Here is a 24567-nt window from a genome sequence, read left to right as displayed (position 1 = left end):
GCTAATTATTTGCTTTCATGATCAATGAACAGCTCTGAAGCGATATGATCGCTAAAAAGCTTGCCGGCATCTGTCAGCACTACCGTATCCCCGTCCTTTTTCTCCAGCCAGCCCTTGTCAAAAAACTCCGCCGCATTTTTTTCAATCTCGGCACTGTATCCCGATCCGAACTCCCGATCGACCCGCGTCATATCCATTCCCCACATCGTACGCAAGGAGGTCATGATATATTCATTTACCCTGTCTTCGGGAGTCAAAACTTCAATCTCTGCGGGAACTCTGTCCACCAACAACGCTTCCAGGTACTTTGCATTATTTGCAATATTCCATTTCCTCGTTTCTCCATTAAAGGAATGTGCTGAAGGTCCAATCCCGAGATAAGATACCCCTTTCCAGTAATTGGTATTGTGCCGCGAATAATGTCCGGGTTTTGCAAAGTTAGACGTCTCGTAGTGTTCATATCCCCATTCCCTAAGCTGTCCGATCATATAAGTGAACTGATCCGCACTTTGAGAATCGTTCATCTCCGGCTGCTTCCCTTTCGCTATAAAATGAGCCAAAGCCGTCCTTGTTTCCACAGTCATGGAATACGCCGAAACATGCGGAATGTTCAGTTCGTGGATCTTCGCCAGGTTGGTCTTCCATTTCTCATCACTAAGCAGCGGGTAGCCGTAGATCAAATCAGCGGTAATATTCTCAAAGCCGGCATCCTGCACACGCTTGATAGCCGCATCGGCTTCCTGGGCATTATGAGCCCTGTTCATCCAACGCAGATCCTCCTCAAAAAAGGACTGAATGCCAACACTGAAACGGTTGATATTGGTCTGCCGGAGCTCCTTAACCCGTTGCGGACTCAAGTCATCCGGGTTAGCTTCCAGCGTTACCTCGGCATCAGTAGAAACATGATGCTGCTTAGCCACCTGATCGATAAACCGCTGTATCTCTGAAGGATCGATAACAGAAGGTGTTCCCCCACCGAAATAGATGGTTTCTATCGTCTCTGTTCCAAGGTAATCCTTTTGCAGCTCCAGCTCTTTCAGCATAGATTGCAGGATCTCGTCTTTGTATTTCGCAGACGTGGAAAAATGAAAGTCGCAGTAATGGCAAGCTTGCTTACAGAAAGGGATGTGAAAATAAATGCCGGCCATAATGCTTTTCTAAAAAAATTGGTGGTCACGACTACACCGTCTATGGGTTGTGCGCTTCCTTCTCAAATGTTTAACAAATGTCTAAAAGTTCGTCTAAAAATGTCTACTATTTTTTGTTCAGACATTTTCCAAACCTTTCCTAAAGGACCTAAAACAACTTTAAACCCAATGAACACGACACGATAATACATCAAAAAAATGGACATATTTCGCCACGTGTCCATTTTACGGCCAAAAATGGACATAAGACTTCTTCACCGACCCATTTGTTTAGAATTAATTTAAATAATACATTTGCAAACTCAGGTACTTACTCAATGCCTGGAGGCCCCGAGCACACAACCTCTGATAGCAATCAACATGAAAGCAAATACAATAAAGTCTTGGTTCTATGTCCACAAATGGACCAGCCTCATCTGTACCGCTTTCTTATTGCTGCTCTGTCTTACCGGCCTGCCCCTGATATTTACTGATGAAATCCATCACTGGATGGGCGACGATGCTGATGCTCCCGCTCTGCCAGCCAATGCCCCAAAAGCACCTATAGACAACGTCATTAATAATGCAAAAAATCATCTTCCCGGAAAAGAGATGAAGTATATTTATTGGGATGAAGATAAAGAGCCCGGAAAAATGTTCTTTACTCTTGCCGATTCATCCAGTGCTCCTGAAGCTTCGAACAGCTATCTGACGATGGACAGCCGCACGGCTAAAGTCCTCCAAACCCCGGCAAATGAAATGGATTTTATGGACATCATGTATCATCTGCATGTTGACCTCATGGCCGGTCTGCCGGGGATGTTATTTTTGGGATTTATGGGTATTCTGTTCATAGCCTCCCTCATTTCGGGGGTAGTACTCTATGGACCTATAATGAAACGCTACGACTTCGGCATGATCAGAACCGAGAAATCAAGCCGGCTACGGTGGCTCGATCTGCACAACGTAGTTGGAATTGTGTCTCTGGCATGGGCATTTGTCGTGTGCATCACCGGAATAATCAATACCCTGGCAGATCCGGCTGTGGAGGTGTGGAGAGCCGGACAGCTGGCTGAGATGGTCTCAGAATATAAAGACAAGCCCCGCGTAAAAGAAGCAGAGCTTGGACCTCTGCAAATAGCCATCGACAAAACCCGCGAAGCTGAGCCGGATATGGAAGTAAATTTCATTGCTTTTCCCGGAACGCTTTATTCGAGTAATTATCACTATGCGGTTTATGTAAAAGGAAACACGCCACTCACCTCGAGAATTATCAAACCGGCACTGATAGACGCACAAACAAATGAACTCACCGACATACGCGATTTACCCTGGTACTTGAAAACGGTCTACATCTCCCAGCCTTTTCACTTCGGTGACTATGGCGGCATGCCCATGAAGGTATTATGGGCCTTGTTTGATCTGGCCACAATCATTGTGCTTATCTCCGGCCTTTATCTCTGGGTTGCAAGGCGGAAATCGAAAGAACAGCAACTTAACAGAATCTTAACAAACCTCGAAGCTGCCAACCTGATAAAATAGATATGCCAGACGAAACAAAGAATGTAGCGCTTAAACTGTGGGGAATGCCGGTCCTGATCGCCTTCACAACCTTAGCAGGTCTAATAGCGGCTATTCTGGGAACCGGAATATGGCATTATATCTCCTGGATCAGCCTTAGCTACCCGCTCTACACCATGATAAAGCATGGCGTAAAGTTCTTTAGGTAAGTCCCGCCTTTTTTCTTGATTTCTTCTTCTTCCCGAGCCAAACGATCAAGCCGGTAATGGGCAAGCTTGCAGAAATCACGCAAACTAAAAACGCAATTATCTTCGTAGTCAATCCTCCGATTGATCCCACATGGAGATCGTAGTTGATACGGCGAAGCTGCTCTCCCCCATTCGCTTCTGAGTAAGGAACCTCCTTGTCCAATAACTTCAGCGAATGTTGCTCGAATTGATCTCTCGTTTCCAGATATCGCGTTCCCGGCTTAGGATTTACGCTTACGCTCCATGTCCCCGCTTTCCCGAAGGGATAGCCGATCGTTATGTGTTCGTAATCAAGATCGACACCGGTTTTCTTCAATCTCGAAAACAAGACATCATCCTCTGCATGATCACTCACCTGTGTCAATGTCGTATCAGACATCACACGCGTGTATTCAAACTTCTTTCCACCTGAAGCGGTCCAATAGACGGCATCACTAAACCATTCCATGCCATACACCATTCCTGTCAGAGCAAGAATCAATGCTACTAACAGCGAGTAAAAGCCAAGCACATTATGAAGGTCGTAATTCAGCCTTTTAAAAGAAGACCTTACCCGTATCAGGAAGCTCTGATCCCGACTCCGTTTGGTCCATTTCTTGGGCCACCACAGTACCATTCCCGTGATCAGCGTGATAACAAAGATCAGAGTCGAATAGGCTACAACTGGTTTTCCGATCTTTCTGGGTAACCAGAGCTGATAATGCCCGATGATCATGATCCTGTAGAAATCGTCATCCAGCTTCTGACTGTGTACAGGCTTTCCGGTGTAAGGATCAACAAAGTTTACCAAAAGGTATTTTCTGTCGCCATACCAGGGAACAACCGCCGTTCTGCCTTCCCCACGATAGATCACCGCCGACACGCCCGGAACCTGAAATTCTTTCTTAACAGACTCTGCAAGAACTGATGGGGGTAAAAAATCTCGTCCCTGCGACTCAGCGTGCTGATACGGCTGAAACAGGTATCTCAGCTCCTCTTCAAAAGTCAGGATAGCACCTGTGATGCTGACTATTATCACTACGATACCCGTCACCAGTCCCAGCCACAGATGCAGCCATGCTGAGATCCTGTAAAACAATGACCTTTTCTTTTTCAGCAGCTTTGAAGACGTTATTCTTACCATAGTCAAAAGGATAGGCACGAAAAAGTCCAATACGCCGCAGCTGCATTGGACTTCTCTCGTTCGTTTAATTATTTCAACCTGGCGATACCACCCATGAATGTTCCTTCAATCACGGCACCTTTTTTAGCTGTAGCTGTTGCGATGTCGGTCTCATAGATGTTCACTACACCATTTACACCGATCGCCGAATAAACTTTTCCATTATCAAGCAGAGCGGCAAAGCTTCTGCCGCCATCTCCTTTGTATACCGGAGCATTCGCTACACGAGTGATGGTTTTAGCTGATAGATCTACAATAGCAAGCGTCAGATTAGCATCACTCCACTTTTCGGCTGCAACCACAGGTTTAGATGGAGGAACCGTTGTAATGGCAGCAAATAATTTATTTCCACCGATATAGATGGCATGCGCAATTTTTCCACCGTTGGGAGCAGCATCGGTATTAAAGAAATAGTTCGCATCAAATTCACTTGTTCCATTTGCAATCTTCAGGATACCGGCAGGCTTGGTTGCCTGACTATAGCCATTATATATGCTGGAGGTTGATACGGCATATAAATCACCTGATTCTGTTTTGAAGAGACCAGACATGGTATTAAACGCGCCAGAGGGACCAGTCCGGGGATCAGTAATCACCTTCTGAAGCTCAAAACCCGGATAGCTGTAGACAGCCAGGTAGTTCTTATCCGTATTCTTTGTGTTATAGGTTCCGTAATCTACCGGATAAAAGGTCTGAAATAGTTGTGAACCCACCACCTGCATTCCAGTATGAAACAGCCAGTCCTCAGCACTCGGATGAATACTGTTCATAGGCACATCTTTTTTATTTGCTACAGTATTGGAGGCAATATCCAACGTGTAGAACTTCGCATTCAATCCCTCAGTGGGTGAAGCAGGCAAGGATACACCTACCAGTGTTTTACCTTTTCCGTCGACATCTACCAACTGGCTGTTTGGTAATTCAAGTGTCAAACCCTTCTTCGCGGTCAGCTTGCTCTCCGCATCAAGGGTAATAGCATCAACGTTTACTACGCCTAGCCCACCGATACTATAGAAAACACCTCCTGCAAAAGCATAATCACGATATCCTTCCTGTAAAAGTCCGTTACCAAGTGGCGAAATCTTTCCATTCATCAAATCGCTTGTCTGCACGACATAGTTCGTCGTTTCGGATCCAACCGTAACGCCTATGCCAATAGCATATACCTTATCACCCACATCAGGATTGTTATCCGTATCTCCATCCTTGCTACATGATACCGCCGCAAATGCCACAACAGCAAGAAGGCATGCTTTAAATATTTGTCTGACTAACATATTTTTATTAATTATTTGAATGATTGTTTGATGACTTATTTCGATGAACTATTTTGAAATAAAATATCTGAGCTTTAAGAAAACTGACCTCCCCGGTTTCTGCAATTTGTAATTATCAAATAGATCATTATCTGCCAGATTCCGGCACTCAAGGGATATATTATACTTCCCATTATTAAGCACGTAATTCGCCGCTACGTTATGAGCGAACTGAGCCGGTATGACATCCTGATTATTGTTACCAAGCTGACTCGGAGTGAAATGGTACTTCTCAACAAAATTGAGTGAATAATTCAGACTTAATGAATTTCCAACTGCTCCAACTTTATCAAAAATGTAACCGATATCTGCATTTCCGAATAGGTATGGAATGTTAGGAATTCGGTATCCGTATCCTAAATTTGGGGATGTAGTCGTTCCTGTCAGATTGGTACTGGTTAAAAACTCCTCCTTATCTACGATATCCTGATAAGTAAGATTAACACTGGCCCTTAACCTATCCTTCCAATTATAACGAAGCTCTCCCTCCACTCCATGAGTCACAACATCCCCCATATTGATATATTGTCTATCCACAGGCTGGGCTTGTCTCTGATCAATACGAATATAGTCCTTCGCGTTTCTGAACAAATAGTTCAACTCCAGCCCAAAACCATGGTTTTCAGTTGCATCAAACGAGTACAAAGCGCCGACATTAATATTATCACTGCTTTCTGGTTTCAAAGCCGAATTTCTCCTGACGTATAAACCATCTCCCAGCAATTCCACCGCTTCAGGCAACCGGTAGGTGTGCTCATACGAGGCCTTCGCCTGCAACTGTGGCAAAATGAAATAAGCGGCTGCAGCACCATATCCTACATTACTAGTCTTCATAGAAGTTGGGGCATACGTTGGTAGGGCTGTTCCGTTTTGCACTTGCTCAAACGACTCGGCATTCAGCAAATACAGCTTAGAAAACAGGCTCGCGCTAAATAAATTAGACTTGTGCTGCCAGGCCAGACCCATCACATGTTTATTCAACTTCTGCGGGTACTTAAAAGTAACATTGTCCGGATTCTCTACATCAGACGACTTTCTTCTGAAATCAGTCAGTACATAGTTAAATGCCAGCGCATTCAGGTTTGAAAGTCTGTACGCCAGGTTAGCCGTCACCAAGCCTTCATTGTCTTTGTTCTTTAGCTGGGTCCTGTTCAGCTCTGCGGTGCTTGTCGGGACCATCTCCTGTAGCCAGTTATATTTCAACCGGGTTGTATCGATGAACCGATTCGTAGACATATTATAGGCCGTGTACAGACTTAGATCAAGGCCTTTAGCAAATAAATCTGACTTCTTATATTTCAACGTCGGGATCAGAGCCGAAGAATTGGAAGTCCGCGCACCGAAAACCTGATCCATGATGACACCGGTTTGGATATCTTTATCATTGCCCGAAGCGATTAATCCCACAAGAAGCCTGTCGGCATATTTCTTACCCGTTACCCCGCCTTCAAACTGAATAGTAGCCGATTCATAGCCGTCATGAAAACGTTCCACCTCCTGCTTAGGCAGTCGTTGCCCGGCATTGTCTCCAGACAAAGCAATCGGCTCTACCTTTACCTTGTAGTTATTGTCTGAAAAATTGTAAAAAACGTTAGTCTTCAGCGTAAGTCCGCTTTTTGGGTTGGTGTAAGCATGGTTCACCGATGCCTTATGCGTATTGAAAGATCCGAAACCATAAGACGCGTCCAGATAGTTTGGATTGCTGCGAGTGATCAGATTGACCGCTCCCCCAAGTGCATCAGCACCAAGCTCCACAGGCAGCACTCCCTTATAAATCTCGATCCTCTCGGCCATGTTAACCGGGAAATTATTAAGGGTCAGCGAAGAGCCAAAGTTATCCATGGGGATACCATCCAGGAAGAACTTCACCTGCCGACCAGAGAATCCGTTTAGGGAAAACGTGAAGTTCGAACCCAATCCGCCATCTTCCCGAACCCTGACGCCTGAAGTTCTGGTCAGAACCTGGTTCAGATCTCCGGATGTGTTATACAACTCCTTCAAATCGATTACATTCACATTAAAAGCTTGCTCTTTCCGAAGCCTGTTTTCGGTTTTGCCTCTAACCTCAACCTCTTTCAGATCACTCAGACTGGCTAATTTCAAGGTGTTTAACACCAGATGCTGATCTTGATCGACCTTAACCTGAACTGTCTGCTCTAAAAAACCAACCCTGGAAACAATAAGCGAATAAGTGCCTGCCGGCACATTGACTTTGAAACGCCCCGCATCGTCGGAACTTCCGGCATAAGGTGTACCTCTTAGAATAATACTGGCCTGATTAACAGCTTGTCCGCTTTTATCATGAACAAGTCCGGATATAGAGGAAGATATGCTTTGAGCATTAATAGAATGAATGCTCAAAGTTAAAATAACGACTAAAAAAAGCCTTATTACATAAATTTTTGCGTCTCCTGCTGACATTAGATCGATTTGAGAACGCAAAGTTATTATTTTTATTTAGAATCAATCTAAAATGATAAACATTGTAAAAGTTTTGTGTCACACATACACAGACCGGCCAAAAGCATGTTCTAGGGCCTGGAAGAAAACGAGACACGCTTCCCTGGCTGGAAATGCGCTTTAGCGCCTTTCCTATTCGCTTGTTGCTTGCTGGCCGAATTTGCCGAAATTGGTGTGGCCGTTTTCATAGTCGTCTTCGGCGCCGTTGTTTCGACCCGCGTTGTTTGGACGCTCGTCTTCTCCGGCAATCTTCCTTTCCTTCGTTCCTGATCCCGCAGCAGCCGGTTACCCTCGTAACACATGTTATTAATGGATGCTCCTCTTACTTGCTGTGCCTCATTGAGTTTCATATTTACAGGACCCGCTGGGTATTCTCCCGGTTCTTCCGCGTGGAAAGCAGCGATTATCGAACAGGGACTGAACTCCTTGCTGTTGAGCAATACATAGCCTTCTTCCATCCGGGTTTCGCTATAGGCCAGCAACGATACGCTGAGCATCAGCAGCTGATCGGGTTCCGGCAGGGTTTCAAAGCGGATCTCCCGGGCTTCCAGCTTGGCCTGCCAGCGGAACTCCACATCTTTCACTTCCAGATATTCATAGTACTCCTTCCTGAAATTGAAGCCGATCAGGCTGAAACGGAGGCGGTACTTGCTCACTGGTTTACTGATGCTTAGCGGCACCTTCAGGTCGGTTTTGGCGTTCAAAGCTCCCATGAAAACGCTTAGGCGACCCTCTTCATCCCGCTCTACCCGCTGACTGACCTGCAATACTTCGCTCATCCGGCTTTTGATATTGAAGTCCATCCCGATGAGGCTTCCCAGGTCCGCATCATGCAAGTCGCGCTGACCAACGCTTCCGCGTAAGCTATTGCGAAGACCCCGGTAAACCAGCTGTGTGCTGCGGCTTACCGCCTCGCCGTCCCGGTGCACGTAAGCCGGCTCGAAGGCCTGCCTGATTACCGCCGCCGTAGTACTGGAGAGACCGAACTCCGTGGAGGCCCGGATGCTGGCACTAGTCTGTTCGAATTTGCGGGGTTTCCCCTGGATGATGTTCATTTCGCGGTAGCCGCGATATACTACGGAACCTGCTGTTCCGCGTACGATTCCTTTCTTGTCTACTTTTGCCATGACGTTGTTTGTTTTGGAGGGCAAGGTAGTGCGGCAGAGAATCCGCGACGATTTTTTAGCCAAAATCGACAAAATTTTATGCTATTTTTAAAATAAGGTACCTCAAAAGCAGTCAAGCGGAGAAGAGGCTGAGCTTAATCCTCTCTTATATGGACGTGCATATAACCAGCTTAAAGCCCGTAAATAGTCCCACCTAAGCTCATCAGGTCGGACTTATCAGGGGAGAATGAGTGCTTATTATCGCCTGCATATAAAACCGTTCTTTGGCGATACAAAGGAAGGTGCCTTAGGATATGCCTGTTTTCTAACCTCGCTAACAGGAGTACATCAGGACTCAGCTCAGAGCCGGCCGTATCTTTTTCTACAGAATTATAGCCTACCTTTATATTATGAAAGCGGCTATAATCAATCGGTTTGGCTCTCCCGAAGAGCTGGAAATCGCAGAACTAGAAACACCGACCGCCGGTCCTGACCAAGCTGTCATTAGCATTAAAGCTGCCGGAATCAACCCCGTAGATACCAAAATCAGATCAGGCAAGCACATTAGCTGTAAAGACCTGAACCTTCCTGCAGTATTGGGTAAAGATTTCAGCGGAACGATAGAACAGGTTGGAGAAAACGTAAGTGGATTCGAAGTCGGTGATGCGGTTTTTGGTTGCAGTTTCGGAGCTGGAACCTATGCCGAGTATATGGCAGCCGAAAGTTCTTACTTTGTCAAGAAACCAGCGAACCTCTCTTTCGAGGAAGCTGCGGCTGTTCCTCTTGCGGCACTCACCGCTTATCAATCCATACATGAGCATCTGAAGCTCCAAACCGGACAGCGAATATTAATTCACGCAGCGGCAGGTGGAGTAGGACACCTGGCTGTTCAATTTGCCAAGCTGACTGGCGCCTATGTGTATGGAACAGCATCTGAAACCAATGCCGGTTTTCTTAAGGAACTCGGCGCTGATGAAGCTATTGATTACAAAAATGAAAAGTTTGAAGAACGGGCTTCCGGTTTAGATGCCGTGATAGATGCTATGGGTGGCGATGTATTATACCGCTCGATATCTTGTGTGAAGTCTGGCGGTACAGTTGTATGCTTGCCTTCCTCGACAAAGAATGACCCGAAAGCGCTTGCTCTTGCACGGGAGAAAGATGTAAACTTAATATGGCCGATGATGCACCCCGCTAAGGATCAGCTGGAGAGCTTCGCCGAACTGCTCCAGGATGGAAAACTGAGGGTTCGGGTTGACAAGGTATATTCTCTGGACGATATAAACCGGGCCCATAGCGACATGGAGTCGCATAAGACCCGGGGAAAGCTGGTTGTGGTTATCTAAAGCTATAGCAGATTATTTGCCCTGTTTAATCCGATCTTCGATCAGGCGCCAGTCGTAATAATGAAATACCTTACCGTTGCTCATCGCGACAAATACTCCCTTTGGAAAGCGTGTACCCAGATTGACAGAGGTCACGTCTGACCCATCACTCTCCAGGGTGGAGAACGGAATGGAGGCGATCCGAACATGCTGATGGGGGTTGCCGGCACTTCCGCTACGGTTGTAGATGGAAAAGCGGTTGGCTTGCTGGTCCGACACCAGTATATACCCTTCTTTATCGTTCGTTTTATAGATGGAGATCCCTTCGACGTCTGATTTGAAGTCTTTAGTACCGAAGAAGGCAAGCTCCCGGTTTCCCCTGTTCACATCGGCGTAATATTTATGTACTCCGGCTCCTTCGTCTGAATAATAGATATATCCGTTTTCGTTATCTACAACGATGCTTTCTATTTCTTTTTTACCGCTGAAGGCACCGAACTTCCTGACAACAGTCCCTCCTACAACGCCGTTACCCTGATCTTTGAGGTGATATTGCCATAAGTAACTCCCGGAAGGGCCTATTTTACGACCTACGATTGCGAAAATAGCATTATCACCAGGCCGCGTGTAGAGGGCCACTCCCATCGGATCGCGCTGAGTTTCTCCAGTAAACACCTCTATGCCTCCGTTGTCAAGTGGTTTAAGATCCGGCATAGAGAAAATCCGGATTTTGTTCGTTTCACGTTCAGTGAATACAGCTACATCGGTCGGTTTACCGCCTACCATAAGTCGATAAGCGATATCTATGTTATTAGGGCGCTGCAAGCCGGTAACCTTGTTGACGATCTTTCCTTCGAGATCGAAAACATAAATGCCGCCGTTAGTCTCTTTGTCTGTTCCAACGATCAGACTTTGAGAGGCATCCGCAGGATTGATCCAAATGGCAGGGTCGTCGGTATCGAATTCTACCTGTTGAGTGATAACGGTAGGTCTGATGGCGTCAGGAGCTATAGAGCGGGTCGAGCTGCATGAGCTGAATATGGAAAGGGCGATAAAAGGGAGAATTCTGTATGTCATGATATGGATGAGGGCAGCGCCTCGTTTTTTTAAAACGTCGATAAAAGATTTTTATAGGTCAACCTTAACCCCGAAATTATACCGTGGTCTGTAAAACTCCGCCTGCATGGTACGGCTCTTTATGCCCTGATAGAAGCGAAGCGGCTGATTAGTCAGATTATTCGCTTCGCCGAATAGTCGCAGCTTACTCGTTATCTTGTAGGATGCGTTTGCATCGAGGAAGAACTGGCTGTCGTAATAGCTGTCTTCGAAGTTGTCGCCGCCTAATTCAAACACATAGGAGTCTGCGTAGTTTGCAGAGAGCCGGGAACTAAACCGCTTGGTTTCATATGAAAGCGAGAAGTTGAACAGGTTAGGAGAAGTTCCGGGGAACTTGACACCTGTACGTTCCTCCCCATCTTCGTTGAAGATACCGTCTGTACTGGAACGTGTAAAGGTATAATTGGCGTAAACACCGAAGCCTCTCCAGAATCCTGGCAGGAAATCAAGCTGCCGTTGAATGGCTACCTCAAAGCCGTATATATTTACTGATTCACCGTTTCGCGGTTGAATTAACGAAAATTCCTTTCCGGCAGGAATTGGATTTCCCTGTTCCGGGAAGTCGGCTGCAAACTTCTCCGCCGTATAAGACCCGTCCCTGAAACGATAGATAAAGTCCTGAATGTTTTTATAAAAAGCGCCTCCTGATACAAGTCCTACAGAGCGGAAGTAGTTTTCGACCATGAAATCAAAGTTCCAGGCATAGGCTGCTTTAAGACTTTCATTTCCGATAAGCAGTTCCTCATCTCCGATTCGGTTGTCGAAATAAGGCACAAGATCGAAATAATTAGGCCGGGCGATAGAAGTTGTTGCCGCTAGGCGAAAGATCAGATTTTCGCTTGCATTGTATTTCAACGTTGCCGAAGGCATCACATTCAGATAGCTATTTTTATTGGTAACCTGTCCCACAACGTCTTCTTCGTCTTCTACCACATTTCCGGTATAGCGAAGGGAGGTATGCTCCAGCCTTGCTCCGAGGATCATCGACAGGCGGGTATTAAAATCCTGATCCCATCGTAAATATCCGGCAGTAATGGTCTCACGGGCATCGTAGTTTCCGGCAGCGTACTCCTTAGGTTTATCTTCTTGCTCAAACAGAGAGCTATTGCTCAGATCCAGGCCGCCCAGATAATCAGCATGGATAAGCGGTCCGGCTACATACTGCCCTCCCGGCTGAAAATTGCTTCCGCTGAAGTTGCGGGAAGGAAGCTGACCAAAGTTATCGAAAACATCCTCATTGGATCCCAGTGGTGAGTATTCAAAAAAGTTATTTTGACGCTCCTTGTTTTTGAGACGAAGTCTTCCTCCGAAACGAAGTCTACCCTTCTGACCGTCAACGATACTGAATGGGACCCGCATATTGATTTTAGCGCCTGTTTCGCGCTCTTTCGTAAAATTCCGGTTTTCAGTAATTTCATTAAGGCCGAAATCTGATAATGTAGTAGCACTCGATGCGAAAGGACGTTCAGGATTGCCAAGATCAAGGCCAATAACCTGATCTTCTGCATCAAACATGATATAGCGTTCGTTTGGACGCAGTTCGCGGGCATCAGAATAAGACAGTGTCCAATCGAGATCCAGGGCTGAGCTGATCAGGTGCTCGCCTTTGAAGGAGAGGTTCTTTACGCGCTGATCTTCGAGGCGACCACTCTTGTTGCGGCTGTTATCGATACCTCCTTTTGTTTCGCGCTCAACGGTACCTGTGTAACCGTCTCCATCCGGCTCGATGTCGGTGAAGCGCAGTCGGTAACGGTTTTCCCGGTCATCTCTCCAGTTATACATCCCGTTGAAGCTCAACCGGTTTCGGTCGTCTATTTTAAAATCAGAGGCGAGTGCAACGCTTCGTCTGATACGTTGTACGAAATAGTGACGAATCTCCTGCTCTTCAAGGAATACTTTTCCGTCTTCTTCTTTCCATTTTGCTTCTACATCGTCAGATCCGTAGTTGTTATCATTATAAGAACCGCTTAATACCACGCCGAGCCTTCCGTCGGCAAAGCGATTTCCGGCAACAAATGAACCGGTATAAAGGGCTTTCTCCCGAATAGGATTATAGCCTGATGATAAGGTTCCGGAGAGACGCAGACCATTTGGTGCGGCTCTGGTGATGAGGTTTACTGATCCTCCGATAGCATCGGCGTCCATATCCGGGGTAAGGGTTTTGTTGACTTCGATCGTCTGAATCATATCAGACGGAATAAGGTCCATCTGAATGCGGCGGTTGTCTCCTTCCGCAGAGGGTATACGGTCGCCATTTAACGACACGGAGTTCAGTTCAGGCGCTAGACCGCGGATGATAATATCCCTCGCTTCGCCCTGATCGTTTTGCATGGTTACCCCCGGTACGCGTTTGATTGCATCGCCTATATTAGCATCCGGAAAACGACCCATTTGATCAGCGGATACGATGTTCGTAATATTGGAGTTGTTTTTCTGCTGGTTAAGTGCTTTGGCCTGCCCTCTCAGCCTGTCGCCCATAATGACAACTTCTGAGGCAACGATGACGCCATCTTCCATCTTTATTAGCGTATTCACTGCCCGGCCAGCCGCTACTGTTACTTCTACAGTGCCCGTTTTATAACCGAGGTAAGTTACGCTGACGGTGTAAGTCCCTACCGGAACGTTTAGAAATTCGAAATTCCCCTGATCGTTCGATATGGTATAGCGGTTGCCACCGCTCAGCTTTAGGGTTGCCCCCGGGAGGGAAAGGTTCTGGTCTGCATCCGTGACCTTTCCGGTAATTAAACCCGATTGCGCTATAGCCAGATCAGGCAGGCACAGAGAAAGGGCTACAAAAACTGAGAAACGTACAAAAATCTTCATAAATTATATTTGTGCACAAGATTAGGACGCTTGTGTTAGTATAAAATGAAGATGTTATTAAGTTTGGCTACTGCTCTTGCCTGTTAGCGCAACTTCTATGGTTCCTAAACAATATTGATCTGATACCGGGCAAGAAGACCGGCTAGGCCATGCTGCGAGAAGCTGGCTTTCTTGATAACGTTCAATTCAGGATCTATGGCAAAGCCGTAGGCCGAAACCAGATTAGCGTTGCTCAGATTGGTTGCTTCGAAAAGTGCTCCTGAAAGATCCGTCTGATCAAACAGCGAGCCGGAAAGGTTAGTCTTGTTGAAATTGACCTCCTTCATGCTGGTCCTAATAAACTTCGTTTTCAGCATTTTCTTTCCCTGGAAAGAGCTGTAGTCGAGAATACAGGAATCGAACATGACACTGAACAGAAAATCCTGGCACTCACTGAAGTTTACTCCCAAAATTTTTGAATTGCTGAATTTGACGTTGTTCAAGGTAGATTCACTTAACTTCATCATAGACAGGTTGCAGCCCTCGAATGTGCAGTCCATGAATTTACTGTAGTAAAACTCGCTGTTCGAGAAGTCGCAGTTGATAAAGGAGCAGCTTTGGAACTCACGCCCCTTTACTACCTTTTCTGCATAGACGACCTTTTCAAAGGTTTTATCCTCGTGTACTATTCGTTCCATTTCTACCCTTTAGTGTTCAGTCAAAAGTAAAATAATTAGCCGCAAAGAGTAGAAATCAAAACCATGTTCTTCACATCGTGTTGATAACGTGTGTAGAAAGATGCACATAACGAATTAAATCTGATGAAAAACGTGAACATTTTTAAATCTGGAGGAATTTTAACTGCTCTCCTGATCTCTGGTGGGCTTATGGCTCAGGAACCACAGTCGGGAACTGACTATGTAAAACCATTTCAACCGGAGGCTTTCCGCACATGGTCAATAGGTGTGAATGGCGGTGCGATGTATTTAGGCTCTTTTTTTGGACAAGATGACTATAAAGGACGGAAAACTGAGTTCGGTTACGGGGCATATGTAAAAAAGCAAATTCTCCCTTCTTTTGGATTACAGGCAGACTATTTCAGGGGGAAGCTTTCCGCTAACACGAGTCACCTGAACGGCCAGGACCAGGCCGGGCCTAATGCATCCTTCTCAACAGACCTCCATTGGGCGGCCAGTATCAGTGGTAATTTCACATTTGCGAATATTAATTTCAGACAAAGACAAAGCGTGATTCAACCTTATGCTACCGTTGGTGCAGGTATGGCCGAGTACAGACCTACTTATACCAGCACTGCTGGCGCAACTACCGTGTCTCACAACATCCCTGAACTGATCATACCAGTTGGTGCCGGAGTGAAATTCAGAGTCACCGACGGGGTAAACCTGGATCTGGGGTATAAGGTGACATTTGTTAATTCAGACAACATTGATGGTTATACCAGGGGTGTAAACGATAAATATTCTTATGCGCATGCCGGTCTGGAGTTTGCTCTTGGCGACAATCGTAAGCCGCAACTGGCCTCTCATAATATCGTTTCAGACATAGAGCGTGATTACTCGGGTCGCTATGATCAGCTGAAAAGTGAGCTTGATGAGCAGAAACAAAAAAATCAGCAGTTGGAAGACAAGTTCAACAAAACACTTGTTGACACGGATAAGGATGGCGTAGTAGACTTGTTCGATAAATGTCCGGGTACCCCGGCAGGAACAGCAGTAGACGGTTCAGGCTGTCCGCTGCCAGAGCGCAAGCCTGATGTAAAAGTGTACATCACGGAAGAGGATAAGAAAGTCGTTGCCGAGGCTATCAAGAATTTGGAGTTCGACTTTGCGAAGGCTACTATTCGCGAGAGCTCATTTGCGAGCTTAACCCGTGTAGCCGACTTGCTAAAAAGCAAGAACTTCAGTTTGAAGCTTGCCGGCCATACCGATGATGTAGGTAGCGCAGCGAGCAATACCAAACTTTCGAAGGCGAGAGCAGAATCTGTTAAGCAATTCCTGGTAAGCCGCGGAGCGAATGCGTCGCGTATTGAAGCTACCGGTTACGGCGAAGATCAGCCTATTGCTTCCAATAAAACGGAAGAGGGAAGACAGCAGAACCGCCGTGTAGAGTTTACATTATTTTAAGACAACGTAATATGTTTAGTTGGAAGGGCGTCTCCGGTGGGGGATGCCCTTCTTTATTTACATGCAAACATTTAGTTTTATAACTTATTCTATCTATATGCTAAAAGCTGTTTGTTTCGGTGAAATCCTTTGGGATAAGTTTAAAGATCAGAGGCGTGCGGGCGGTGCACCCATGAATGTTGCGTTGCATCTGCATAAGCAGGGTATTAATTGTGGCTTGATCAGCAGCGTAGGAGATGATAACGCCGGGCGTGAACTGCTGGAGGTAATGGCTAACCAAGGTTTTGCAACGGATCTTGTTCAAAAGCATCCTGCCTTACCGACGGGTATTGTCGAAGTGGAACTTGATGAAAAGCAACAAGCTACTTATACGATTGTAGAGCCTGTAGCATGGGATGATATAGCAGCAACAAAGGATGGTAAAAAAGCGACGGCTGAGGCTGAAGTTCTCATTTACGGCAGCCTTGCCTGCAGAAACACGGCAAGCCGTTCTGCACTTTTGACCTTGCTCCCTTTAGCGAAAAAGCGTATACTGGACCTTAACTTGAGGGCTCCGCATTACTCAGCTACCGTACTGCGGGAGCTCATCGAATCTGCCGATGTGTTGAAGATTAATGAAGACGAATTGACTTATCTGGCGAACTTATACCCTATTTCGGCTCCGGATATCGAGGGACAGGTTTATCAGTTGAGCGCTGAGACGGACACCCCGCTGATTTGTGTAACCCTTGGTGACAAGGGTGCTATGGTCTTGCATGATGGTGCTATATACCGGCATGAGGGCTTTAAGGTGGAGGTAGCCGACACGGTTGGTGCGGGCGATTCTTTCCTGGCTACTTTTATCAACGGTCTTCTGAAAAAGCTGCCGATCGACAAGATCTTGCATAACGCTTGCGCTGTAGGTGCATTTGTTGCTTCAAAGCACGGGGCGAATCCCGAATACTCGCTGGAAGGCATTGAAGGAGTGGATTTTTACACTAGATAAACATCTTAGCGGCACGAAAATTTTAACTTAGATTTTGCGTTTACCATTTAAGCAAAGGCGATTATGCGGGGATATAATTTTTCTAAGTTCATTCCGGAAAAACTTCAGAACAGTGGCTTTGATGGTTTGCTGAATATTTTTACTCAGCTGCTTAATTATACGGCCGGCGATGCCAATGAGGCACTGGCATGGATGAATGAGCTGGATAAGCAACATCACTTTACGTCCAACGACTATGGCATGGGCGATTTTATCGATGATCTGAAGAATAAAGGCTTCATTAGTCAGGATGATCCTCAGGGTAATTTCTCTATTACTGCGAAGACGGAGCAAACTATACGTAAATCGGCTTTAGAGGAAATTTTCGGCAAGTTGAAGAAGTCGGGAAAAGGAAGTCACAGCACGAACACCTCCGGACTGGGAGAAGAGAAGAATGCGGACAGGCGGGAGTATGAATTCGGCGACAGCCTGGATCAGATAGATATGACAGCCTCTATCCATAATGCTCAATTGAACCACGGGATCAACGATTTCCATATGACGGAAAGGGATCTGGAGGTGGAGGAAAAAGATTTCAAAACACTTACTTCTACCGTGTTGATGATCGACATTTCGCATTCGATGATCCTATATGGAGAAGATCGGATTACACCTGCTAAAAAGGTGGCAATGGCTCTGGCGGAGCTGATCAGGACAAAGTATCCGAAAGATACGCTGGATATTGTTGTTTTTGGTAATGATGCCTGGCCGATAACAGTGAAAGACCTGCCCTATCTGCAGGTTGGACCTTACCATACGAACACTTATGCCGGACTGGAACTGGCTACGGATATATTAAGAAGACGGAAAACATCAAACAAGCAAATTTTTATGATCACCGATGGAAAGCCGACTTGCTTGAAAGAGGGTAACCGGTATTATAAAAACAGTATCGGCCTGGATCGTAAAGTGATCAACAAGACCTTAAATATGGCGGCGCAGTGCAAGCGGCTCCACATTCCGATAACGACCTTTATGATTGCCAAGGATCCCTATCTGCAGCAATTTGTGAGACAGTTCACCGAGGTAAACGGCGGAAAGGCTTTTTACAGTTCACTGAAGGGGCTCGGCGAATATATTTTTGAAGACTACATTAAAAACAGGAGAAAGACGGTTCGTTAGAACGGGCTGTCTGAATGAAAACATGAGCGATTTGTTAAACATAACAACTTTCGGAGAGCTGAAGGCCTCCGGTTATACATCACGGTCTCTCAAGCAAGAGCTGAGAGAGAACCTCATCGTCCAGCTAAAAAATAAGGCAGAAGGCTTTGAAGGTATTATTGGATATGAAGACACGGTTATACCCGATCTTCAGACGGCGATCCTTTCTCAACATAATATTTTATTACTCGGGTTGCGCGGTCAAGCGAAGACAAGAATTGCGCGACTGATGGTTAATCTGTTGGACGAGTATGTACCTTATATAGAAGGATCGGAGTTATTTGACGATCCTTTTAATCCTATATCATGGGTAGGTCATCAGAAGATTGAGCAATTGGGCGACAAGACGCCTATCGCGTGGCTTCACCGTTCAGACCGGTACACCGAGAAGCTGGCAACTCCTGATGTTACCGTATCAGATCTTATAGGCGACGTGGATCCTATCAAAGCGGCAACATTGAAGCTGACGTATTCGGATGAGCGGGTGATTCATTTTGGGCTAATCCCACGTGCGCACCGTGGTATCTTCGTCATTAATGAACTGCCGGATTTGCAGGCACGTATTCAGGTGGCACTCTTTAACATTTTGCAGGAGAGGGATATTCAAATCCGTGGATTCAAACTCAGGCTTCCGCTGGACGTGCAGTTTGTGTTTACCGCTAACCCGGAAGACTATACCAACAGGGGATCCATCGTAACACCGCTTAAGGACAGGATAGAGAGTCAGATTCTTACCCACTACCCGCGAAGCATTGAGATTTCGAGAAAGATCACCCAGCAGGAGGCCTTGATCACTCCAGAGCAGCGGCTTAGGATTGAGGCAGACGGGCTGGTTAAGGATCTTATCGAACAGATTGCTTTCGAGGCGCGAAATTCGGAGTATGTAGATAAGAAGTCAGGGGTGTCGGCGCGACTCACCATCTCTGCTTATGAAAATCTGATCAGTACGGCTGAAAGGCGGATGTTAATCAATGGCGAGGACAGTACCTTTGTGCGAATGTCTGATTTCGCCGGCGTAATTCCCGCGATCACAGGAAAGATTGAACTGGTCTACGAAGGCGAACAGGAAGGATCTGCGAAAGTGGCAAACATTCTGCTCGGAAAAGCGATCAAATCGCTTATGGCTACGTACTTCCCAGACCCGGAGAAGCTGAAGCGGGGGAAAGGAACGAACCCCTATGCGCCTGTCATCAACTGGTTTGATAGCGGCAATACGATCAACATTCTGGATGAATACCTGCTTGAAGACTACCGGCGCACGCTGGAACAGGTTCCTGAGCTGAGGGATGTGATTAAGAAATTCCACCCGACGCTTAGCAAGAACCAGCAATTACTTTTGATGGAGTTCTTGTTACATGGACTTTCTGAATTCTCCCAGGTAAGTAAATCGAACCTGGACAACGGTTATACGTTTAAAGATATGTTGGGCAGTCTTTTCAACAATGAGTTTGATGATGAAGAGGATGACTACAACGAGGATAACCGCTATTAATTTTTATTATTTAAATAATGTCCAACCGTATTTTGCCATTACTTTTTCTTTGTTTCCTACTTCTTGTCTTAGACCTTTACATTTTCAGAGCGATAAAGTCTGTCAGCCATAATGCATCGGCACGACGATTTAAAATATTCAGCTACTTATGGTGGGGATATAGCGGGTTGTTGATTGCAGGCGTTTTCACTGCCATATTTTTCAATATTTTTCTGTCGGCAAGGGCGGTTATCTTGGTGGCGTTCTTCCTGACGTTCGTAACGAAGTTTTGCTTTATACTTTTTCTGCTTGCTGATGATGTGCGCAGAGGCCTTATCTGGCTGAAACGGCGGGTGCTAAGAAAGGGTCGATCGGGGCAGCCTGTAAGCCCTGCAGAGCCGATAACCCGTTCGGAGTTTTTAGTAAAAGCAGGCATCGCCGTAGCTGCTGTTCCTTTTGCTTCCCTCTCTTGGGGTATCATAAAAGGTGGCTACGACTATCAGGTACGGAGACAGACGCTGTACCTTCCGAACTTACCCAAAGCATTTGATGGAATAACCTTCGCACAGATATCTGATGTGCATTCGGGCAGTTTTTACAACCAGCGGGCTGTATTAGGTGGTGTGGAAATGCTGATGGCTGAGAAGCCGGATTTTGCATTTTTCACAGGCGACCTGGTCAATAATGTGGCGTCTGAGATGAAGGATTATCAGGATATCTTTAGTAAGATCAAGGCGCCCCTGGGAGTCTTTTCAGTTCTGGGTAATCACGACTATGGCGACTATTATTACGGCAAAGAGGATTCACCGCAGAAAAGAAAGAACTTTGCAGATATTAAGAAGGTGCATGAGCTGATGGGCTGGAACCTGTTGCTGAATGAGAACCGCCGTCTGAAGGTTGACGGAGAGGAAATAGCCATTTTGGGAATTGAGAACTGGGGCGCGGGCAGGTTTGTGCGCCATGGCAGACTGGATCTGACGATGCAGGGTACCGAAGATGCTCCCGTAAAGCTGCTCTTGTCTCATGACCCCTCTCACTGGAGGGCACAGGTGCTTGGCCAGACGGATATTGACGCGATGTTCAGCGGACATACGCATGGGATGCAGTTTGGGGTAAGGACCAAGGAGTTTCAGTGGAGCCCCGTGGAGTTTATCTATAAAGAGTGGGCGGGGTTATACCAGGAACAGCAGCAGCAACTGTATGTGAATGTGGGTTACGGCTTCCTGGGCTATCCTGGTCGTGTTGGTATTTTACCTGAAATTACGATATTTGAGTTAAAGAAATCTTAACGACCTAACTTTTAACTAATTATATGTCGTCTGACTCCAAGCCTCCGTCGATAAAGAAAAGCCTCAGGCATATTGCTGATTTTCTACTCTTCAGCAATTTGTTTATCGCCATCTGCGCCGTTGCTCAGGGACTGGTTACGTATCATCTGCTTGAGATCAAGCCGGATAAGCATGTGCTGGCGTTACTATTCTGCTCTACTTTGGCGCTTTACAATTTCAGTATGCTGATGTCAAAGCCGGCGGAGCCAAGGCGATCGCCTTTCAGAAGGGTGCGCTGGATTTTCAGCCATTACCGGCTGACCATTAGTCTGACTATTATCGCGATTGTTTCGGTGACTGTGCTGATCTTCTTCCTGAAGATTCCTTCCATTATCCTTTTGAGTTTTTTGGGATTAATTTCTATCGCCTACAACATCCCCCTGTTCACTTTGAATGAGCGCAAGTTTGGTTTGAGGAATATACCTGGATTAAAGCTTTTTCTTATTGCTATTGTATGGTCCTTCAGCTGTGTCCTGCTCCCTATCGTGGAAGGCTCGGCGAGGCATTTGGTAGATATTAAAGTGGCCGATACAGTGTTGCTGGTTGGGAAGCGTTTCTTGTTCATTGCGGCCATTACGGTTCCCTTTGATATCAGAGACTTGTTTCATGATAAGCACTTCAACTTGAAGACTATACCCGTTATGCTGGGGGAGCGGAAAGCGTATCTGTTCTGTCAGCTTCTGCTGGTAATCTATGCATCGCTCCTGCTGATGTTCACAAGGGACTTTAACGCAGATTTCTGGGCTTTGACAGTAACTGCAGCTGTGGCAGGATGGCTTATATTAAAATCCGAAATAAAGAAGGATGAGTTCTATTATTTCGGATTTATTGATGGAACCATGATCTTACAGTTCCTGATGATTTTGCTGTTTAATCTATTTTAGAAAGCTTTATTCGGCTACGAAACGGTATCCGATTCCGCGCACGGTTTGAAGGTAATGAGGTGTATCAGGGTTATCTTCTATTTTCTTGCGCAGACGGACGATATGCATATCGAGTGTACGCGTGTTAACGTCTGAATTATATCCCCAGACGACCATCATCAGTTCTTCCCTCTTGATAACCTTATTGACGTTTTGCAAGAAATAAAGCAGGATACGGTTCTCCAGAATGGTGAGCTCGATCTTCTTGCCGTCTTTTACCAGTGAGTGGATATTTGGTATATGCTCCATATCGCCGAACTTGTTAACATCCGTTTTATTGCTGCTAACGATGAAGTTCACTTTATTCTCCAGCAGTGCTACCAAAACATCCATATTGAAAGGCTTGGTAACGTAATCGGATACGCCGAACTGATAGGCGTCGATCTTGTCAACGTCCTGCGCTTTGGCAGTCATCATGATGATGATCTTCTCAAATCCTTTCTCGCGAAGGCTGGTGCATATTTCAGAACCCTGCTTACCGGGCAGCATCCAGTCAAGTAAAACGATATCGGGTTGTTCGTTTAGAATAAGTGCTTCGGCCTCTTCACCGTTACCGCATTCAATAACCTGATAACCCTCGCCACTTAAACGGTGAGCAACCAAAAATCTTAAGTTTTCATCATCTTCAATGATCGCAATCTTTATTTCTTTACTCATATCTATAATTCAAATGGTAATACGACTGTAAACTCTGAACCCTCTCCTACTTTACTTTTAACGGAGATGGTTCCGTTCATTAAATTGATCAGCTCTTTGCAGAAGGCCAAACCGAGGCCTACGCTGCCTTGCTGATTATACTGGCTCTGGATCCTGTAAAACTTTTTGAATACATTCTCCGTTTCATTGCCGGGAATACCGATACCCCGATCCCTAAATTTAAACACAATATTTCCCTTTTCTGTAAAAACGAGAATATTCAGCGACTTTTGACCGGGCAATGAATATTTGTTGGCATTGTCCATGAGATTTTGAAAGATGCTGGAGAGCAGGACCGGATCTGTGCGAAAGGTTGTTACGCCCCTGGTGCTGTATTCAATCTTGAAATCGGGTAATTTGATCTGGTAGGAATCTACCAGGTTCTGGATAAACTGCGGGATGTTGATTCTTTCTTTCTTGATGTGAATAGACTGATTCTCGATCTGTGTGAAGGAGAGCAGCTTGTTCATCAGATCGTTGAGCTTGTCGGCCTCCTCATCAAGGATTTTACCGTAATGAAAGCGCTCTCTGTCTGACAGCTCCTTCGCGCTTTTGATATTGTTTCCTGCGATCTTAATAACACTGACAGGCGTTTTAAACTCATGAGTCAGGTTATTAATAAAGTCGTACTGCAGGCTGTACATCTTTTTATTAATATTCAGATTCCGGTAGATGAGGTAGGCGATAAACAGCAGGACGGTATAGATCATCACGATAGCAAGGGCAACAGGAACAAGCCTGTGGTATATCTCGCGGATGATGTGGTTTCTGGAGGAGCTGAAATGTAGCTTATAATCAGCAAAGGCACCCGTTAAAGGTAGCTCGGTATTGAGGAGATCCGGGTCTGTATTGAGCGATTCGTAGACGATCGGGGTAATGTGAATGTATTGATAAAGTTCCCTGTGGGTGTTGCGGATATTCAGCTTCTCGGGGTCGAGAATGAAGGAAACGATGTCCTGCTGAAATACGGGCGACTTCTCCTGTTCTTTCAGCATCAGATCTTTATAGGTATGCATGTCTTCCTCCCGCGGGATGTTCATAAAGGTGATCCGGTTGTGGGTAACATGGTAGAAGATGCTGATAAAGTCTGCCGACTGAAGTGGTTTTCCTTCCTCTATAGACTGAACGTAGAGACTGAATTTAGCTGCCATGTTATTGAATTCATCCATATTCCAGAACGAACCTGAGCTATTGGGCTTACGTTTGTTGTAAACGATGGAGTCTGCTGTCGGGCTCCTCGTATAATCGTATATGGCCTGTGGAGCCATCGAAAAATGATTTATCCGAAATGCACCGGCGACGCGGTGATTACTTACCTCAGTATCATAAAATTCGATCTTTTTCACAAAGGGGTATTTGCGAAATACGGTATCTACGTACTTAATTGCTGAGGAGCTGTCGAGGTATCCCTGATAGAAGGATATCTCCGGAACGCGGTTTTGAAAGAATTCGGTATAAGGCTTAAGGGTCTCTTCGAGGACGTCAATCTTTCTTAATTCGAATTCATTCTCCACATACTTTTCGGTTAAACGGTGAGCAAGAAACATGGCTACGACAAAAGAAACCCCTATCAGAAGTAGAAAAATAACATTCAATGCGCTGTTATGGCGATACTGAAATCTTGCCTTACGCATGAG

19 protein-coding genes are annotated in these 24567 nt (G+C 45.8%); 9 read left to right on the top strand and 10 right to left on the bottom strand.

Translation table 11 applies throughout. The features are described 5' to 3' along the window. Nucleotides 1–5: 5 nt before the first annotated feature. Complete coding sequence (gene hemW / locus B0I27_RS03490) at nt 6–1148, bottom strand: radical SAM family heme chaperone HemW (protein ID WP_106291487.1); 1143 nt, start codon at nt 1146–1148, stop codon at nt 6–8. Nucleotides 1149–1508: 360 nt separating this feature from the next. Here hemW and B0I27_RS03485 point away from each other — a divergent pair, with 360 nt between their 5' ends. Then, nucleotides 1509–2669, top strand: a complete 1161-nt coding sequence (locus tag B0I27_RS03485; protein ID WP_106292082.1) for a PepSY-associated TM helix domain-containing protein — start codon at nt 1509–1511, stop codon at nt 2667–2669. Between the two features lie 2 nt (nt 2670–2671). After that, nucleotides 2672–2857, top strand: a complete 186-nt coding sequence (locus B0I27_RS03480) for a hypothetical protein (protein WP_106291485.1) — start codon at nt 2672–2674, stop codon at nt 2855–2857. Here B0I27_RS03480 and B0I27_RS03475 read toward each other — a convergent pair. From B0I27_RS03475 to B0I27_RS03460, 4 genes are all read right to left on the bottom strand, one after another. Further along, nucleotides 2850–4019 (bottom strand): PepSY-associated TM helix domain-containing protein, encoded by a 1170-nt coding sequence (locus tag B0I27_RS03475; protein WP_219904982.1) that lies wholly within the window; start codon nt 4017–4019, stop codon nt 2850–2852. The genes B0I27_RS03480 and B0I27_RS03475 overlap by 8 nt on opposite strands. 68 nt (nt 4020–4087) lie before the next feature. Further along, complete coding sequence (locus tag B0I27_RS03470; protein ID WP_106291483.1) at nt 4088–5335, bottom strand: DUF4374 domain-containing protein; 1248 nt, start codon at nt 5333–5335, stop codon at nt 4088–4090. A gap of 48 nt (nt 5336–5383) precedes the next feature. Then, on the bottom strand, nt 5384–7735 hold the full coding sequence (locus B0I27_RS03465) for a TonB-dependent receptor (protein WP_181276667.1): 2352 nt from the start codon (nt 7733–7735) through the stop codon (nt 5384–5386). Nucleotides 7736–7905: 170 nt separating this feature from the next. Further along, a complete protein-coding gene (locus tag B0I27_RS03460) occupies nt 7906–8961 on the bottom strand; it encodes a hypothetical protein (protein WP_106291479.1) in 1056 nt (351 codons plus the stop codon). Nucleotides 8962–9350: 389 nt separating this feature from the next. Here B0I27_RS03460 and B0I27_RS03455 point away from each other — a divergent pair, with 389 nt between their 5' ends. Next, nucleotides 9351–10286, top strand: coding sequence for an NADP-dependent oxidoreductase (locus B0I27_RS03455; RefSeq protein ID WP_106291476.1), 936 nt, complete (start codon nt 9351–9353; stop codon nt 10284–10286). A gap of 12 nt (nt 10287–10298) precedes the next feature. On the opposite strand, the gene B0I27_RS03450 is transcribed toward B0I27_RS03455, so the two are convergent. The 3 genes from B0I27_RS03450 to B0I27_RS03440 all read right to left on the bottom strand — a co-directional run bounded on the left by B0I27_RS03450 (nt 10299) and on the right by B0I27_RS03440 (nt 14881). Further along, nucleotides 10299–11342, bottom strand: a complete 1044-nt coding sequence (locus B0I27_RS03450; RefSeq protein WP_106291474.1) for a phytase — start codon at nt 11340–11342, stop codon at nt 10299–10301. 51 nt (nt 11343–11393) lie between these two features. Beyond that, complete coding sequence (locus tag B0I27_RS03445; RefSeq protein WP_106291472.1) at nt 11394–14204, bottom strand: TonB-dependent receptor; 2811 nt, start codon at nt 14202–14204, stop codon at nt 11394–11396. 104 nt (nt 14205–14308) lie between these two features. After that, nucleotides 14309–14881: a pentapeptide repeat-containing protein gene (locus B0I27_RS03440; RefSeq protein WP_106291470.1), complete on the bottom strand. Its 573-nt coding sequence runs from the start codon at nt 14879–14881 to the stop codon at nt 14309–14311. Nucleotides 14882–15004: 123 nt separating this feature from the next. Between B0I27_RS03440 and B0I27_RS03435 the strand changes: the two genes are divergently transcribed. The 6 genes from B0I27_RS03435 (at nt 15005) to B0I27_RS03410 (ending at nt 22195) form a co-directional block, all read left to right on the top strand. After that, on the top strand, nt 15005–16327 hold the full coding sequence (locus B0I27_RS03435; RefSeq protein ID WP_106291468.1) for an OmpA family protein: 1323 nt from the start codon (nt 15005–15007) through the stop codon (nt 16325–16327). Nucleotides 16328–16424: 97 nt separating this feature from the next. Beyond that, entirely contained in the window at nt 16425–17312 is an 888-nt protein-coding gene (locus B0I27_RS03430) for a carbohydrate kinase family protein (protein WP_181276666.1), read from the top strand. 63 nt (nt 17313–17375) lie between these two features. After that, nucleotides 17376–18473: a vWA domain-containing protein gene (locus B0I27_RS03425; protein WP_106291464.1), complete on the top strand. Its 1098-nt coding sequence runs from the start codon at nt 17376–17378 to the stop codon at nt 18471–18473. A 22-nt stretch (nt 18474–18495) separates the two neighbouring features. Beyond that, nucleotides 18496–20004 (top strand): AAA family ATPase, encoded by a 1509-nt coding sequence (locus tag B0I27_RS03420; RefSeq protein WP_106292078.1) that lies wholly within the window; start codon nt 18496–18498, stop codon nt 20002–20004. A gap of 17 nt (nt 20005–20021) precedes the next feature. Then, nucleotides 20022–21272, top strand: a complete 1251-nt coding sequence (locus B0I27_RS03415; protein WP_106291462.1) for a metallophosphoesterase — start codon at nt 20022–20024, stop codon at nt 21270–21272. Between the two features lie 23 nt (nt 21273–21295). Further along, complete coding sequence (locus B0I27_RS03410) at nt 21296–22195, top strand: UbiA prenyltransferase family protein (RefSeq protein WP_106291460.1); 900 nt, start codon at nt 21296–21298, stop codon at nt 22193–22195. Nucleotides 22196–22201: 6 nt separating this feature from the next. Here the strand turns inward: B0I27_RS03410 and B0I27_RS03405 are convergent, their stop codons facing one another. Both B0I27_RS03405 and B0I27_RS03400 read right to left on the bottom strand, forming a co-directional pair. Next, on the bottom strand, nt 22202–22891 hold the full coding sequence (locus B0I27_RS03405; protein WP_106291458.1) for a response regulator transcription factor: 690 nt from the start codon (nt 22889–22891) through the stop codon (nt 22202–22204). A 2-nt stretch (nt 22892–22893) separates the two neighbouring features. Next, on the bottom strand, nt 22894–24564 hold the full coding sequence (locus B0I27_RS03400) for a sensor histidine kinase (protein WP_106291456.1): 1671 nt from the start codon (nt 24562–24564) through the stop codon (nt 22894–22896). Between the last annotated feature and the right edge of the window lie 3 nt (nt 24565–24567).

Source organism: Arcticibacter pallidicorallinus, from assembly GCF_003002875.1.
Lineage (GTDB): Bacteria > Bacteroidota > Bacteroidia > Sphingobacteriales > Sphingobacteriaceae > Arcticibacter > Arcticibacter pallidicorallinus.
Note: the sequence above shows the minus strand (reverse complement) of the source record. Positions and strands in the feature narration are given on the sequence as shown.